The sequence below is a fragment of the Burkholderia sp. Tr-20390 genome, assembly GCF_017104595.1.
Classification (GTDB): domain Bacteria; phylum Pseudomonadota; class Gammaproteobacteria; order Burkholderiales; family Burkholderiaceae; genus Burkholderia.
Genome location: NZ_JAAGPC010000026.1, coordinates 43,058 through 58,279 on the forward strand (window position 1 = coordinate 43,058; position 15,222 = coordinate 58,279).

Annotated in this window: 13 protein-coding genes; 8 read left to right on the forward strand and 5 right to left on the reverse strand. The window is 64.6% G+C overall.

What is annotated here, in order from left to right; translation table 11 throughout:
- Positions 1-21 precede the first annotated feature (21 nt).
- From G3N98_RS10380 to G3N98_RS10395, 4 genes are all read left to right on the forward strand, one after another.
- Positions 22-1,047: a MerR family transcriptional regulator gene (locus G3N98_RS10380; protein ID WP_206148116.1), complete on the forward strand. Its 1,026-nt coding sequence runs from the start codon at positions 22-24 to the stop codon at positions 1,045-1,047.
- 582 nt (positions 1,048-1,629) lie between these two features.
- Positions 1,630-2,880, forward strand: a complete 1,251-nt coding sequence (locus G3N98_RS10385; RefSeq protein WP_241025845.1) for a Fic family protein — start codon at positions 1,630-1,632, stop codon at positions 2,878-2,880.
- Entirely contained in the window at positions 2,877-4,217 is a 1,341-nt protein-coding gene (locus G3N98_RS10390) for a hypothetical protein (RefSeq protein ID WP_206148117.1), read from the forward strand. Before G3N98_RS10385 ends, G3N98_RS10390 begins: the two co-directional genes overlap by 4 nt.
- 5 nt (positions 4,218-4,222) lie before the next feature.
- The gene (locus tag G3N98_RS10395) at positions 4,223-6,589 is read left to right on the forward strand and encodes a hypothetical protein (protein WP_206148118.1); all 2,367 of its coding nucleotides are present in this window, start codon (positions 4,223-4,225) and stop codon (positions 6,587-6,589) included.
- 419 nt (positions 6,590-7,008) lie between these two features.
- On the opposite strand, the gene G3N98_RS10400 is transcribed toward G3N98_RS10395, so the two are convergent.
- Positions 7,009-8,421 carry a PLP-dependent aminotransferase family protein gene (locus G3N98_RS10400; RefSeq protein ID WP_206148119.1) on the reverse strand — a complete coding sequence of 471 codons (1,413 nt, stop codon included), beginning with the start codon at positions 8,419-8,421 and terminating at the stop codon, positions 7,009-7,011.
- An 84-nt stretch (positions 8,422-8,505) separates the two neighbouring features.
- Here G3N98_RS10400 and G3N98_RS10405 point away from each other — a divergent pair, with 84 nt between their 5' ends.
- Positions 8,506-8,955, forward strand: a complete 450-nt coding sequence (locus G3N98_RS10405; RefSeq protein ID WP_089473848.1) for a GNAT family N-acetyltransferase — start codon at positions 8,506-8,508, stop codon at positions 8,953-8,955.
- A complete protein-coding gene (locus G3N98_RS10410; RefSeq protein ID WP_206148120.1) occupies positions 8,955-9,575 on the forward strand; it encodes an NAD(P)H-dependent oxidoreductase in 621 nt (206 codons plus the stop codon). Before G3N98_RS10405 ends, G3N98_RS10410 begins: the two co-directional genes overlap by 1 nt.
- Positions 9,576-9,659: 84 nt before the next feature.
- On the opposite strand, the gene G3N98_RS10415 is transcribed toward G3N98_RS10410, so the two are convergent.
- The 3 genes from G3N98_RS10415 to G3N98_RS10425 form a co-directional block, all read right to left on the reverse strand.
- Positions 9,660-10,475, reverse strand: coding sequence for an alpha/beta fold hydrolase (locus tag G3N98_RS10415; RefSeq protein WP_206148121.1), 816 nt, complete (start codon positions 10,473-10,475; stop codon positions 9,660-9,662).
- Between the two features lie 13 nt (positions 10,476-10,488).
- Positions 10,489-11,784: an MASE1 domain-containing protein gene (locus tag G3N98_RS10420; protein ID WP_206148122.1), complete on the reverse strand. Its 1,296-nt coding sequence runs from the start codon at positions 11,782-11,784 to the stop codon at positions 10,489-10,491.
- A gap of 349 nt (positions 11,785-12,133) precedes the next feature.
- Complete coding sequence (locus G3N98_RS10425) at positions 12,134-12,634, reverse strand: lipocalin-like domain-containing protein (RefSeq protein ID WP_089473844.1); 501 nt, start codon at positions 12,632-12,634, stop codon at positions 12,134-12,136.
- A gap of 162 nt (positions 12,635-12,796) precedes the next feature.
- Between G3N98_RS10425 and G3N98_RS10430 the strand changes: the two genes are divergently transcribed.
- Together G3N98_RS10430 and G3N98_RS10435 are read left to right on the forward strand one after the other, a co-directional pair.
- On the forward strand, positions 12,797-13,702 hold the full coding sequence (locus G3N98_RS10430) for a LysR substrate-binding domain-containing protein (protein WP_206148123.1): 906 nt from the start codon (positions 12,797-12,799) through the stop codon (positions 13,700-13,702).
- Positions 13,703-13,833: 131 nt separating this feature from the next.
- Positions 13,834-14,271 (forward strand): GNAT family N-acetyltransferase, encoded by a 438-nt coding sequence (locus tag G3N98_RS10435; RefSeq protein WP_206148124.1) that lies wholly within the window; start codon positions 13,834-13,836, stop codon positions 14,269-14,271.
- 33 nt (positions 14,272-14,304) lie between these two features.
- Here the strand turns inward: G3N98_RS10435 and G3N98_RS10440 are convergent, their stop codons facing one another.
- On the reverse strand, positions 14,305-15,153 hold the full coding sequence (locus G3N98_RS10440; RefSeq protein ID WP_206148125.1) for a peptidylprolyl isomerase: 849 nt from the start codon (positions 15,151-15,153) through the stop codon (positions 14,305-14,307).
- Positions 15,154-15,222 lie beyond the last annotated feature (69 nt).

Here is a 15,222-nt window from a genome sequence, read left to right on the forward strand (position 1 = left end):
TCGACGACCCGAAGGTGACCCATGAGCGATGTCACGCGCGGCCTGAGCGCATCGGAAGCCGCGGTGCGGCTCGGCGTATCGGCCAAGGCGCTGCGGCTGTACGAGCGGCAAGGACTGGTCACGCCCGGGCGAACGGCAGCCGGATACCGCGCCTATGGCGCGGACGATCTGGCGCGTGCGGCCGAAGTCGCGGCGCTTCGCGCGCTCGGCTTGAGCCTGGCGCAGGTCGCGAACGTGCTGGGCGGCGACGCCCGCAGCCTGAGCGAGGCCCTGGCGACGCATGAGGCGGCGCTCGGGCGCGACATTCAGGATCTGGTCGGCAAGGTCGACAGGGTTCGCGCGATCCGCGCCGATCTTGCCCGCGGCCGCATGCCAGACGACGGCGAACTGACGCGCCTGCTCGCTCCGGCGGCCGCGGGCGTTGCGTTCAACCTCCCTTGGCCGTGGGACGGTGAATGGTTCGAATTTCGCGATATCCGTCCGTTGAACTACATCATCGGTTCGCTGGGCAGCGGCAAGACCCGTCTCGCGCATCGGCTCGCCGACGCGTTGCCCGGCGCGGCGTTCATCGGGCTGGACCGGCTGGAAGACGGCGGCGCGGCTGCCTTCGCCGCGTTGCGGGCCGATCCGGCGCTGAAGGCGCGGGTCGAACGCACGGCGGCATGGCTCGCGGATGAAGGCGCCACGGCGTCTGCGGCGCTGACCGTGCTGCTCGCCGGACTCGAGGCGGACGGCGCGGGTGCTTTGGTCGTGGACATGATCGAACAGGATCTCGACCAGCCGACGCAGGCGGCGCTGATTGCGTGCCTTCGGCAGCGTGCCAGAGCCGGGGGCTTGCGGCCGCTGTTCATGCTGACCCGCTCGTCGGCGATCCTGGACCTGTCGGCCGTCGGCCCCGACGAAGCGATCATTCTGTGTCCCGCGAACCATAGCCCGCCGGCCCGCGTCGCACCGTACCCCGGCGCACCGGGCTATGAAGCGGTGGCCACGTGTCTTGCGTCGCCGGCCACCCGTGCGCGGATCGCACGGCGGCCGGAGGTCGGGTAGCGGCATCGCTGCGGATTGACATCACGGTCGACGGTGGCCGGGCCTATCCGGGCTGCCGGTGCCGTAGGGCGCCAAATTAATGGCATTTCGTCGCACCCGATTGACCGTAGCCTACCCGGAGCGGACGATCAGTGGTCGGTTATGCCACTGTCTCTAACACGAGCTGAAATGACGCTCAAGGTAACCGTAGCGGCACTGATCGAACGAATCAAGACCCTGTCTGCACCGGACCTATACAGTTAGCACGTCGATGATTGCGATGGGAATCGCATTCATCGGAGCGACGATATCCACGGACACTGCTTCATGCGCGGCAATAGGCCGGTCTGATGCCGCGCAGCCCGTTGGCATCTGGAGGATGATGGAAAAACTTCCACAGGCATCGATTGGCCATCCCAGTCGACTGCCTCACCGTCAAGCTAACGGGTCGGCAACGCCGATCACGCGGGTTCCTAAACCTCTACGGCAGAACGAAATAAGGAAACGGCCGCAGGTCGCGTGCAACTCTTTTTGACTACAAAACCGGCACCGTAACCGGCATGAAATCAGGTCCATTAGGGTCGATTCTGTCGCATAAGCTTCTTGATTTATAAAGAAAAATTAAGGTCTCTGATCCGGCATATGATCCGGTACAATACGCTGATGGATACGACAAGCATGGGGCCGATGGTTCCGGAGGAAAGTTCATCCCGAATTCTCGAGGATGACATGTTGGCGCTCGTTGCAGAAGCGAACCAATTGGCCGGCCGAATTCATCCTATCTTGCTGGATTCGATTGGTGACCTTGTTCGCTCGATGAACTGCTACTACTCCAATTTGATCGAAGGTCACGACACTCATCCACGCGACATCGACCGAGCACTTGCCAACGACTTTTCGACTGAACCCAAAAAGCGTGACCTGCAGAAAGAAGCTGTGGCGCATATCCACGTTCAGCGGTTGATCGATACAGGGCGGGATCCCGATGCTTGGCCAGCGTCCGCGGCATACGCGTCGTGGCTGCATGAAGAGTTTTGCTCGCGGCTACCACCGGAGATGTTGTTTGTCGCCGACGAGAAGACTGGCGCGAGGCTTGAGATTGTTCCCGGCGAATGGCGCAAGCGAGACGTGCAGGTCGGCCGGCACATTCCGCCACCGCATGAAGACCTGCCAAGCTTCATGTCGCGTTTCGACACGGCCTATGGGTCGCCGCCGCTCACCAAGCTCCGGCAACTTCAAACCGTCGGTGCCGTCCATCATCGGCTGCTTTGGATCCACCCCTTCCTCGATGGGAACGGCCGTGTCGCGCGGCTGATGTCGCATGCCTTATTCAAACGCCTCGGGGTCGGAACCAGTCTCTGGTCGGTCGCACGAGGCTTGGCACGTGATGAGGCCCGCTATAAAGCGTTGCTCGCGCGGGCTGACATGCCGCGCGAAGGCGACCTCGATGGGCGTGGCAACCTGACTCAGCGCGGGCTGACCGAGTTCTGCAAATTTTTCCTCGAGCGCTCAGTCGATCAGGTCCGTTTCATGAGTGGGCTGCTCGAACCAGCGAAGCTTCTAACGCGCATGGAAATTCACATCGAGGAGGAGGTGCGAGCGAAGCGGCTCCAACGTGGCAGCTTTGCGGTATTGCGCGAAGCCGTGATGAGTGGCGAGGTCGAACGCTCGAAGATCCCTGCGCTCACCGGCTACGAAGAGCGGGGAGCGCGCAACGTCACAGCGGGGCTGGTCGACAGGGGGATGCTGACCGCAACGACCCACCGCGCGCCCCTGCGTCTGGCTTTTCCTGTCGACGTGGCCGAGCGCTGGTTCCCCAATCTCTACCCTGCCAATGCGGGATCTCGAACATGACTGAGAAGATCGTCGAGCTGATTCGGCGGTTTTCGCCGATGTCGCCTCACTCGAAGGAATGGGATGTCCTCATGCCCGGCCCGGGCCGACCCCAGCGGTGGCATGAAATCGAGGACGAGTTCCGCGTCCTGATAATTGCCGCCCCAGGAGCCGGCAAGACATTCGAAGCCCTGACACGCGCGCGTCGAATCAAGGAGCGAGGCCGTCACGCTTTCTTCATCCGGATCGAGAAGATTGACTCGACTTTCGTAGAGTCATTCGAGGTTGGCACGGCGACCGAGTTCGCCACTTGGTTCGCCTCAACGGACGAAGCTTGGTTTTTCCTCGACTCGGTCGACGAAGCACAATTGGAAACGCCTCGCGCGCTGGAGGATGCGATTCGCATCTTCGGCGCCAAGATCTACCCAGCGCTGGATCGCGCGCGTATCTTCATCACCAGCCGCGAGGATGCTTGGCGAGCGCTGCCCGACCAGACGCTGATCGAGCAGCACCTGCCCTATGGCGAGCCAGCATACGACGGGGAAGCTGACAAGACGAGCCGCGAAAGCGACCTCACGCTCAAGCTATACCGGCTCACAGGCCTCTCGGAGGACGAGATCGCGTTGTTCGCCGGCCATTACGGCGTGGCCGACGTCACCGACTTCGTCGACGCGGTGAAGCGGACGAACCTCCTAACCCTTGCCGAGCGCCCCTTCGACCTAAAGGCGTTGATTAGGGTCTGGATCGCCGATCATCACCTCGCGAGCCGCTTCGAAGTGCTGCAGAGGATGATCTCCCTGCAAATTAAACCTCCGTCGGTCGCGACTGGCCTGGGCCGCCACAACGCCGCCAAGATGCGGGATGGCGCCCGAATCTTGGCAGGCGCGGTGACGATGACCGGCAAGACCCTAATTGGCCTTCCCACTGGAGTTCACAGCGCCGATCGCATCGACCCGCGCACCGTGCTGACAGGCTGGGCCGACGCCGAGATCAACACGCTCCTCCGCACCGGGTTGTTCGATGACATCGTTTATAACAGCGTCCGGTTTCGCCATCGCGAGATCCGCGAGCTGCTATGTGCGGAATGGGCAAACGATCTGCTGAATCGGCCTGGCACCCGAGCGCGAGTCGAGGATCTGTTCTTTCGTGAGAGTTATGGCGAGCAGGTCATCGTGCCGCGGACGCGCCCGATTTTGCCTTGGCTGATTCTGTTCGATGAGGCGGTGCGCGATAAGGCGCTCGCCCTGTCTCCAGAGATCGCGAGCGAAGGTGGCGATCCGTCGCGACTGCCGCTAACCGTCCGTCAAGCGATGCTTCACGACATCGTCAACCGGATTGCCATCGGAAGGGAAGGATGAGCCTCATGAACAACAGCGCGATCGAACGCATCGCTGCTCCGGATCTGGCAACCGACACGTTCGCGTTGCTCAACGAGTATCGAGACAATGATGACGTCATCTTCTTTCTGGGCCGGCTCGTCTGGCAGGGTGAAATGACGACCTGTGCGCCGGCACTCTTCGACATCGCGGTCGACTCTTCGCGCGGTAAATATGCGCGCATCGCCGCGATCCGAGGCGTCATGGCGGCGGGCGACGAGGCGCTGACGGGTAAGCTCTGGAATACGATCGCTGCCGATCCCGGCCCCCTGGATCGCGCCGTGTTTTCGGAGTTGGTCGATTGGGCCACGCCGACGATGGCCAGCGTGGCGCTGGTGCTACGAACGCTCGCCCATGTGGCACCGCACGAGCGCTTCAGCGGGACAGGTCTGAGCTATTCGCTCCACAAGTTCGTCGACAAGTTTCCGTTGATGGCAGACGCCGCCGAAAATCATCCCCTCGGACTACTGGTTGAGGGGCTAGCTGGTTTCCTTGATCGCGAGCCTTTTGTGGAGCGTGGCGAATGTCACGTCTCCGAAGAATATATGTGGTTGATGCCGGTCTCCCTCCATGCCGTCGATCGCCTGGTCGCTGCTCGGTCGTTGCAGGCCCTGACGCCCTCAGCGATTGCGGTGTTGTGCAAATTGCCGACCCTGCAATTCTGGCGAAGTGGTGATGTCGACGACTATAAGCATGCGCTGGGCAAGAACGTCCCGCGTTGGCCAGAGCTCAACGACCTCCTCTATTGGAAGTCGATCGAGGCATGCCGCGCGCATAGGGCTGCCAAGGGCGAGACGCTGACCGATGATTGGCCGATAGCGTTTCTAGGCCATTTCTGGCGGTTTGGCGCGGAAGATTTCGAGCGCTGCCTCGGATGGGTCTCCGCAAAGGAGCTTGACGACCGAGCCGTGGCGCTGTCGCGCTGCCTTCAAATCTATGTGGATGCCGATCGACCGTCGGCGTGGCTTGCGCCATTGCGCGCAGCGGTCGCTGACGACGCAGCGCTTGCAGCGACATTGGAAGCGCGCCTCGATCCGAAGCCATCACCGGAGATGGTAAGGATGGACGCGGAAACTCGACGGTGGAAGCGCGAAAGCGAAACACGCGAACGTAAGGAAAAAGAAGATCGCGGCGATTGGGTCCGCGCGCTCATAGCTAATCCCGATCGGGTGTTGCATCCTGCAGGCCTTCAACCAAGTGAGTTCAGTAGCGATCAGTATCATCTGCTTGTCAGCGTCATGAGCGGCGGTGTGACCACCAGTCGGGAGGATGGAGCGAATTGGCGGAAATTAATCCCGGAGTTTGGGGACGCAGTCGCGCACGCTTTTCGCGACGCCGCGATCGCACATTGGCGTGCCTATCGGCCGACCTTGCGATCGGAGGGCGCCGAGACCGGATCGACGCCCTATTCCCTGATCTTCGCGATGACCGGGCTTGCGATCGAGGCGGCGGAGGACAGCGCCTTTGCGCAGCGGCTTACCGAGGAGGAAGCACGAAACGCTTTCCGTTATATCACTTGGGAGTTGAACGGCTTTCCAGACTGGTTCGAGACGCTATATCGCGCCTTCCCGAAATCCGGGTTCGACGCCGTGGCAAAGGAGCTTGTTTGGGAGCTCGAAAATAGCGTCGGCGAACACCCGCTCCACCATATCCTGCACGACATCCTCTACTATGCACCATGGCTGCACGGCGACGTCTCTCAGTTGATTCTGGATTGGCTGGGCACGAATGATGCACTCAATGCCGATGCACTGCACTATTGCCTGAACATCCTCGCGGGGAGCAGTGCTGCCACCGACGTTCTCGGAGCGCTTGCGGAAAAGAAAGCCACTGATGCTGCATTGGAGGATCAGCGGCCGCGCTGGTTCGCAGTGTGGGCCGATATCAATCCTGCGGCGGCGGTCCCGGCTTTGGAGCGTCATCTCGAAGCGCTAGCTCCGGCCGACGCTTCAACGTTTGCTCAGCTGTTTATCGTTGCCCTACTCGGCGACCGCCGTGGCACGGGCACGCGCGTTGGAGCATATCGCAACGCCGGAGATCTGAAACGGCTCTACGTTCTGATGCACCGCTACATCCGTACTGACGCGGACATCGATCGAATTGGGAAGGGCGTCTATTCGCCGACGCTTCGCGACAATGCGCAAGGCGGTCGTGACACCTTGTTCAGCATGCTGATCGAGGTGCCCGGCTCTGAGGCATATGCGGCGATAAAGGCGCTCGAACAAGAGCATCCCGAGTCCGCTTATCGGAAATGGATGGCGGTGCGGGCACGTGAACGCGCAATGCGGGATGCTGACGAGCCGCTTTGGACCGTCGAGCAGTTCCGCGATTTTTCGAGAAAGGGCGATAGCTGATGTATCGCTAGCAGAACTTCATGCCGCGCAAGGTCCGTCGGCCTGGTTTGCTGCGATGGTTGCGCCGTGACATTGCAGTTACTGTGAGAAGATTTTAAGAAACGGCTGCAATGGAGCCACTGTCGCATTTGGTACATAAAGCGGCCCTTCGTACGTCCGAAGTTGCGTGCCACTAAGCGTCTCCTCATGGCCGAGAGCCGCCGTCGGAGATGCGAACCAGGCCGGTTAAGCCAGCTCGGTCGAAAGGCGGAAAGCAGGGTGCCGGCCACCCATGAGGCATGAGTCCTGACGACGACATCACGGGGTGTTATCGACAATGCGTAGGGCAGTCGCAGTAACTCCGTCCCACAATCGCAAGACCGTGGTGCCAGTCGCACGTACTCCGGCACCCTACGGGTGCGTAATCCACCACACACGATTCACGCGCCAACGAGTCGATACAGGCGCCGCACAAGCGTCACCGCCTGCTGCGCCGACGTCAGGTTCGTGAAGCCGAGCAGCATGCCCGGAGGCACTCGGCCACCCGGGCTCCAGTCGTTCAGCGGCTGAACGGAAAAGCCCTGCAGGTCGGCCATGCGTGCGACGGCGCGATCGTCGACCGCCGCGCGCCAATAGGCCACCACATGCAGGCCGCCCGCGCGGGGCGGAACGTGCAGCGCATCACCGAACACCTTGCCCAACGCATCGATCAACCACGCGCGGCGAGTGGCATATAGCGTCCGCATCTTCTTCAGATGACGCGCGAAATGCCCTTGCTCCATGAAATCGGCGACGACGGCTTGCATCAGCATCTGGCCGCTACCGCCGAGCCAGCCGGCGGTGTCGCGAAAGGCTGCGACCTGCTCCTCCGGAACGACGAGATACCCCAGCCGCAACCCCGGATACAGCACCTTGCTGAACGACCCGGTGTAAAGCACGCGCTGGTGGCGATCCAGGCTCTTGAGCGCGGGCAGCGGGCGGCCGTGGTAGCGGAACTCGCTGTCGTAATCGTCCTCGACGATCCAGGCCCGCTGCTGGCGGGCCCAGTCGAGCAAGGCCAGACGCCTCGGCAGCGACAGCGCGACACCGAGCGGGCTTTGATGGGTCGGCGTCACCACGGCAAAACGCGCATCGGCCGCGCGGCGCAGCCCCGCTTCCACGCACAGGCCGTCGTCGTCGACCGGCACGGACACGAGCCGCATCCCCGCATGCTCGAGCACGCGACGTGCGTGGATATACCCGGGATCCTCGAACCAGCCGGCGTCGCCGGGACGCAGCAAGGTCCGGCAGATCAGGTCCAGCGCGCCGCGATACCCTGCGGTGATGAAGATCTGCCCGGCCGAGCAGTCGATGCCGCGCGACACGCCGAGGTACGCGGACAGCGCACGCCTGAGCCCGTCGTGACCTTGTGGCGGCGCGTAGTCCAGCGACGGGGTCGCCATCGCCCGCACATGACGGCCGGTGAGCCGTATCCACGGCATGCGCGGAAACGCATCGAGGGCGGGAATGCCCATCTGGAACGGCTTCGGCCCGCTCGCCGTCGAATCGCCGCGCGGCGGTTCGTCCGGCCGGGGCGCCGCGGCACGCGGCTGCCGCCCATCCGGCAGCTGGGGCGACACGACGGTGCCGGCCGGCCCGTGTGCGACCAGGTACCCTTCGCCGATGAGGATCTGATAGGCCGCTTCGACGGTGCCGCGTGCCAGATTGAGTTCGCTGGCCAGGCTCCGTACCGACGGCACGCGCTGGCCCGGCGCCAGCTTGCCAGTCTCGATCGCCTCGCGGAAGCGCCGGACCAGTTGCCGATAGACCGGCATGTCGAGATGACGGTCCGGCATCAGATCGTCGAATTTCATGTCCCAGTCAAATAGTCACTTTTTGGACCTTCAGGATACGCCATCCGATTCGTACAGTAGCAACGTTACCGTGGAGCAATCGTGATGCCAGAGATCCATTTGAAACGCGCCGTGACGGACGCGGATTACCGGTCGACGTTCGACGTGATGCGTGAACTACGCCCGCACCTGACCGATGTCGATGCGTTCGTGCGGCAGATGCACCGACAGGCCGAACAAGGCTATGTGCTGCTGACCGCACGGCACGGCAGCCCGGACGGCGCGGTCGTCGCGCTGGCGGGATACCGTCACCTCGAAAACACGCTGTACGGGCGCTTCGTCTATGTCGACGACCTGGTCGCGACCGAACACGCGCGCAGTCAACGGCTGGGCGAGCGGCTGCTCGACGCGGTGCGCGACGACGCGCGGCAACACGGCTGCCGGCACCTGGTACTCGATACCGGGCTCTCCAACGCGCTCGCGCAGCGTTTCTATTTCCGCCAGGGGCTGCTGTCCCGCGGCGTGCATTTCAGTCAGTCACTACGGGCGCTCTGATGAACAACCTTCTTTTTGTCGATGCCAGTCCGCATGGCAGTCATTCGCTGGGCGCACGCCTTGCGCACGAAGCCATCGCGCAATGGCGGGAGGCCCGCCCCGATGCGCGGGTCGTGTCGCGCAGCCTCGGTCAACCCGGCTTGCCTTCGCTATCGGCCGACTATGCGCATGCGGTGGTCGCAAGGCAGCCGGATTCCGATCCCGCACTGGCGTACTCCGAACAACTGATCGCGGAAGTGGAACACAGCGACGGCATGTTGATCAGCACACCGATGCATAACTTCACGGTACCTGCCGCACTGAAGCTGTGGATCGATTTCGTGCTGCGTATCGGCCGCACGTTCACGGCCACGCCGGAAGGCAAGTTCGGCCTGCTCGCCGATCGCCCCGTGCTCGTGCTGGTACGCTCGGGCGGCATCTGCACCGGCGCAGCGGCACGGCAGCCCGATTTCCTGACCCCGTACCTGAAGCAGGTGCTGGCCATCATCGGCCTGTCGACGGTCGACTTCATCTACCTCGAAGGCATTGCGCCGAGCGACGCCGCCATCGATGCGGTACGCGCCCAGTTGGCCGCATCGACCCTGCTGGCGCGACGCGCGACGGAAACGGAAACGGCATGAATTCGCCACGCCCCGGTACGCATGCGTGACCCGATGCGTACCGGGGCAGCGAATATCGGGCATCCCGCGCCGCGCACGTCGCCGTCAGGACGCCAGCCGCCCCATCCGGCGCGCCATCGCCGGGCTCACCGCATGCACCGGATCGAACCCGAAGAAGTCGAGTACGTGGCGCGCGACGTCGTCGCGATCGTTGTCCGCGCAGATCATGTGATAGCTGTTCTCGAGCACGATCCCGCGCGCATCGGGCATCTTTTCCAGCAGGAAATCGGCCGAGCGCAGGCTCGTCAGTTCGTCCTCGCGCGCATGCAGCACGAGCGTCGGGCACGGCGTGCCGGCCGCGGCCTCGAGCGCCCAGTCGCGCATCCGGTCGACCTGCCGCACGCATGCGAGCGGCACCCATGCGTAGTGGAAACTGTCCTCGCGCTCGAACTTCTTCTTCACGATCGCGCGGATCGTCGCGTTCTTGATGCCGAACGGCTCGCCTTCTTCCACACGCATCCGCTCCGCCACACCCGGCACGCGGTACAGCACGTGCCGCAGCGCGCGGTACCACGGCGTCGACCATCCGTCGATGAACACCGGCGTGGCCAGCAACGCGAGCCGGCCGCGCGCATGCTGCACGCGATGGCACAGCAGCAGCGCGACCAGCGCGCCCATGCACATGCCCGCGACATGCAGCGTGTCGTACTCGTTTTCCAGCGCACGATACTGTTCGGTCACCGCGTCGAGCCACGTCTCCGCGCGCACGCCGACCAGATCCTCGGGGCGCGTGCCGTGCCCCGGCAGCGTGATCATGTGCGTGTCGGCGCCCGCGCGCCGCATCGCCTTGTGCAACGAACCGAGATCGTATTGCGTGCCGCCGAGCCCGTGGATCAGCAGGACGCCCGTGCGGCCCGTCATGACGTGCGTTCGCTCATTCGTCCGCCGCCGGCCACACGCGCTCGAGTTGCCAGACCCCCGCCACCACCGTCACGTCGACATTCGAATCGAGCAGCGGCGCGCCGTGATCGGTGATCGTCTGCGTGCCGCCGTCACGCTGCACGATGCGCAGCGACAGCGACGCGCGATCCTCGCCCGCGATCTCCGCATCCCAGTAGTCGCGCAGCGCATCGCGGTCGCCCGGCTGCACGCGTTCGAGCACGAGCGGCACGCTCGCGATCTGCGATGCATCCACGCCGACGCCGAACACGCGTTCGACGTCGCCGCTCCACTCGATCCGCCCCGATTCCGGGTCGAGCACGTACGCGATCTGGCCGGCGCTCGCGAGCGCGAGCTCCATGTTGTTCTGCAGGACGGCCGCATGTTCGTGCACGCGTTCGCGCGTCGTCTTCAGCGTGCTCGCCGTCAGCACCAGCAGCGACGCGACCGCCAGATAAAGCTGCGCCTCGAGCAGCGCACTGCCGTAATGCTCGTGAAACGACGCGAACGGGCCGTCGCCCTGCGCGGTCTGCTCGATCACGATCAGCGCGAGCACCAGCACCGACGACGAGCCCGCGCGGCCGCCGAGCAGCAGCGTCACCGCGACGGTGAGGAACAACGGGATATACGTCAGCGCGAAGCCCGCGCCGGTGCCGAATTTCCGCGACGTGTCGCCGTCGAAGATCACGAGCGCGACGCCCACGACCAGCACGAACGAGACCATGCCGAGCACGAGGTCGAAGCGCTCGTGATCGCCCGAGCGGTGCGCGCGAAAGCGCGACCATGACGCGAGCACCGGCGTGACCAGCAGCACGCCGACGAAATCGGACGCGGCCCACACCGACCACACGTCGAAGAACGGCGCGCCCTTGACCACCGTGTACCAGGCCGCGCCGCCGATCGCGCCGACCACGCCCGCGATCAGGCCGGCGAGGATCACCGAGCGCAGGAAATACAGCCCTTCGAGCGAGAAGCGCACGCGCTGGACGAGCCACACCGCGAGCGCGGCCGCGCCGACCTCGTCGACCGTGAACAGCACCGCGTTGACCAGGCTGGCCTGTTCGATGGCGCTCAGCGCGAGCTGCCCGACCAGGAACGCGCCGGCCAGCATCAGCCATTCGCGCATCGGCCGCAGCATGAACGCGCCGACGGTCACGCCGGCCGGCAGCCAGATATAGCCCGTCAGCCGGACGGGGCCGTTGAACTGGTGTGAGATGTAGCCGGTCGCGAGATACAGCGCCGCCCAGAGCAGCGCGGCGACGAGGCCCGGCCGCGATCGTTTGGTGTCCATCGAGAATCCCTGTGTGCTGCGCCCGCGGTCGGCAGGCGCGCGATGTGCGAATGATATGCGGACGGGGCGGGACGGGGAATACCGGGGCCGGAACCCCGTGCGGGGTGCCGGCGCGCCCGCGCGCTGGCGATTGTGACCGGGAAGTTATCGAAAAAGTTCGGCGTGTGCCGGGTACGGCTGGGACACGTCAGAGCGTCGTCTTGGCCGGACGGCCAAAATCGTCAATGTCCGCATGCAGCAGTGGCAAACCTCGGACGGCGCAAAAACCGAATACGAAGTGACGGATGTCCTCGAACATCGCCCGGCCGGCCTGCAGATTCAGCTGCCGGGGCTTTGACGCCCTTCCACCTCAATCCACTCGCCGCCACACCGAGATCGGTATGTCGCCGTTGGCACGCGGCGGCACGCGGTAGCTCAGCTCGCCGTCCTTCAATTGATAGCTTCGCGTCTGCGTTTGCCCGATCCAGTTCGGGTACGACGAATTGACGATGTGAAACGCGAGCTTGTGTTTCGCGGGATCGACGGTCAGCGTGCCGTAGTGGGTGCTCGAGCCGAGCACGGCGTCACGGAATTCGTCCGGCGTGCCGGTCGCCTTGTCGTTCGACGCGAAGCGCGGGCGCTCCGACTTGAAGATCTGCAGCGAGTAGTTTCCGTGCACGTCGATCAGCAGCAGCCCCTTCGGATCGGCGCCATAGTCGCGGCCAACCGTGCCGTCGGGATGTTGTACGTCCGCCGCGACCAGCGTCCATGTCCCCGCGAGCGACGGCGCGGCCGATGCGTCGCCGGGAATCATCGATGCGGCCAGCAGCATGCCGGGAAAGCCTTGGCGGAATATCGAGCGGATGTTCATTCACTGTCCTCGTGAGAAAGAAGGGAAGCAACCTCACGGGCACACGCAGCGGCGTATCGCGCGCATCCCCGTGAACCGGAACGACCGGTTCACTTGATGGTAACGACGGGAATGTGCAATAAATACGGTAATTCGACATCGACTTATAAGAAAAACCGAATCATGACGCTCCCGAATCTCGACATGGATGCGCTGCGCACGCTGATCGCCGCGGATCGGCTCGGCAGCCTCAACCGCGCCGCCGACCGGATCGGCCGCTCGCAGTCGGCGGTCAGCCAGCAGATGCGCAAGCTCGAAACGCAGATCGGCCAGCCGCTGTTTCGCCGCCAGGGGCGCGGCCTCGTGCCGACCGAGGCCGGCGAACTGATGCTGTCCTATGCGCGCCGCATTCTCGAACTGAACGACGAGGCGGTCGGCGCGATCCGCGGCGCGGCGATCGAGGGGGCCGTGCGCTTCGGGCTGCCCGGCGACTTCGCCGAATCGTGGCTGCCCGTCGCGCTCGGCCAGTTCAAGCGCACGCATCCGGGCGTGCGCGTCGACATCGTCGTCGACGGCAACGGTGCGTTGCTCGACCGGCTCGATGGCGGCGAACTCGACATCGTGCTCGCGATGGGCCGCGGGCATCGGGCCGACGCCGAACATCTGGTCACGCTGCCGATGGCGTGGATCGGGCCGCAAGGCATCGATGTGCGTCCGCGCGCCGGCATGCCGCTGGATCTCGCGCTGTACAAGCCACCATGCCTGTTCCGCAAGGCTGGTACCGATGCGCTCGACAAGGCCGGGATCCCGTGGCGACTCGCTTACACGACCGGCAGCCTGCAAAGCCTGTGGGCCGGCGTCGCGGGCGGATTGGGCATTACGGCGAGAACGATGGTGGGTGTGCCGCAGACGTTGCGGCAGCTTGGCGAGCGCGACGGCCTGCCGCCGCTGCCGTCAGTCGACGTGTGCCTCCATGCGGGTGGAGACGATGCGCCTTCCGCGCTCGCGAGCCTGAAACGCGTCGTGGTCGACACGCTGATCGCCAATCTCGCGGATGCGCAGAAGGTGTCCGGCCGGCGTGCCGCATGATCGGCCACGGAGGCGTGCGGGATTCGGCACGGCGCCCTTTGACCGGCTGCCCGTCATCGGGAATGATGCGTCGCGGGGGGGGCGACCTTCCCGTCGACGATCCCGCCTTCCCGAACGAACGAGCCCGCACGATGACACACGCAATCCGCCTGCGCCCGGCGTCTGCCGCCGACCTGCCGTTCCTGCTGACGCTTCGCAAGCTCACGATGACGGAGCACCTGCAACGCGCCGGCATGCCGACCGACGACGACGCGCACGACCGGCGCATCCGCGCGCACTTCGACGATGCGACGATCGTCTGCGAAGAAGACGAAGCCATCGGCTTGCTGAAGGTGACACGCGCCGCCGACGAGTGGCACGTGCACCAGATCCAGATCCTCCCCGCGCACCAGGGCCGGGGCATCGGCGAAGCGGTGCTGAGCGCACTCCTGAACGACGCCGCACGCGCGCACGTGCCGGTGTCGCTCAGCGTGCTGCACGGCAACCCGGCGCGGCGGCTCTACGAACGGCTCGGCTTCCGCAGCGAATCGGACACCGACACGAGCGCGAGCATGATCTGGCGCACGTGACGTCCGGCGTTTCACCACCGCCGCGTGACTGCATTACTGCGTGATCTTCGCGTCCTTCAGCAGGTTGCCGATCATCTGCGCACTCGCCTTCTCCACGGCAGCCGCCTGCAGTTGCTGCTGAAGCCCCGGCTTCGCGGTCGCGAAGCCCGGCACCTGCGTCGGCCGCTTCGCATCCAGCTTCACGATCGCCCGCACGCCATCGACCGGAATCGAATCGCTCGTCGCGGCGCCGACCTTCAGTTTCTCGAGCGCCTGCGCGACCGGCAGCGGCAAGCCGGACGTCTTGCCTTCCGTCGCCGGCGTGTGGAAGCTCACCCACGGCAGCTCGCCGCCGGTGTCGCGGCTCGGCGCCATGCTGTACTGGCGTGCCAGCCCTTCGAACGACTTGCCCGCCTTCAGCTCGCTAAGCACCGTCGCGGCCGTCACCGGATCCTGGACGATGATCAGGCGCGGCTTGTACTCGTTCTTGCCGAGCGCGGCCACGAGTTCGTCGTAGCGCGCCTTGACCTGTTCTTCGGTCACCGGCTCGGGCTTCACGTTGTCGCGCAGGTAAAGCTGCACTTCGGCGTTCGTTTTCGCCTGCTGCACCGCCGCCTTGACCTCGGGCTTGTCGGCATAGTTCGCCTTCTCGGCGGCCTGCTGAACCAGCACGCGCGTGATCAGCTGATTCTTGATCGCCTGGCGGATCTGCGGCGAGTCCGGTTGCCCGGACGCGCGCAGCAGCGTATCGACGTCGGCCTGGGTGATCGGCGTACCGTTGACCGTCGCAACGGTCGCGACAGTCGCGGCGGGCGGCGCCGTCTCTGCGTGGGCAGTCCCGCTCAGCGCGCCGGCCAGCACGGCGATCAGCAACAGGCGGTTCGGGGTGGTTTTCGTCTTCATCTTTTCGTCACTTCGGCTCAAAAAACGCGGCAGCGGTTGCCGCGCACATGCACCGGTGCAGCAATGCGC

Bases quoted from the DNA above. Each gene is read 5' to 3' on its own strand.
- G3N98_RS10425 (WP_089473844.1), bottom strand. From the start codon at position 12,634: ATGAACATCCGCTCGATATTCCGCCAAGGCTTTCCCGGCATGCTGCTG.
- G3N98_RS10415 (WP_206148121.1), bottom strand. From the start codon at position 10,475: ATGACGGGCCGCACGGGCGTCCTGCTGATCCACGGGCTCGGCGGCACG.
- G3N98_RS10430 (WP_206148123.1), top strand. From the start codon at position 12,797: ATGACGCTCCCGAATCTCGACATGGATGCGCTGCGCACGCTGATCGCC.
- G3N98_RS10405 (WP_089473848.1), top strand. From the start codon at position 8,506: ATGCCAGAGATCCATTTGAAACGCGCCGTGACGGACGCGGATTACCGG.
- G3N98_RS10410 (WP_206148120.1), top strand. From the start codon at position 8,955: ATGAACAACCTTCTTTTTGTCGATGCCAGTCCGCATGGCAGTCATTCG.
- G3N98_RS10380 (WP_206148116.1), top strand. From the start codon at position 22: ATGAGCGATGTCACGCGCGGCCTGAGCGCATCGGAAGCCGCGGTGCGG.
- G3N98_RS10435 (WP_206148124.1), top strand. From the start codon at position 13,834: ATGACACACGCAATCCGCCTGCGCCCGGCGTCTGCCGCCGACCTGCCG.
- G3N98_RS10440 (WP_206148125.1), bottom strand. From the start codon at position 15,153: ATGAAGACGAAAACCACCCCGAACCGCCTGTTGCTGATCGCCGTGCTG.
- G3N98_RS10395 (WP_206148118.1), top strand. From the start codon at position 4,223: ATGAACAACAGCGCGATCGAACGCATCGCTGCTCCGGATCTGGCAACC.
- G3N98_RS10420 (WP_206148122.1), bottom strand. From the start codon at position 11,784: ATGGACACCAAACGATCGCGGCCGGGCCTCGTCGCCGCGCTGCTCTGG.
- G3N98_RS10400 (WP_206148119.1), bottom strand. From the start codon at position 8,421: ATGAAATTCGACGATCTGATGCCGGACCGTCATCTCGACATGCCGGTC.
- G3N98_RS10390 (WP_206148117.1), top strand. From the start codon at position 2,877: ATGACTGAGAAGATCGTCGAGCTGATTCGGCGGTTTTCGCCGATGTCG.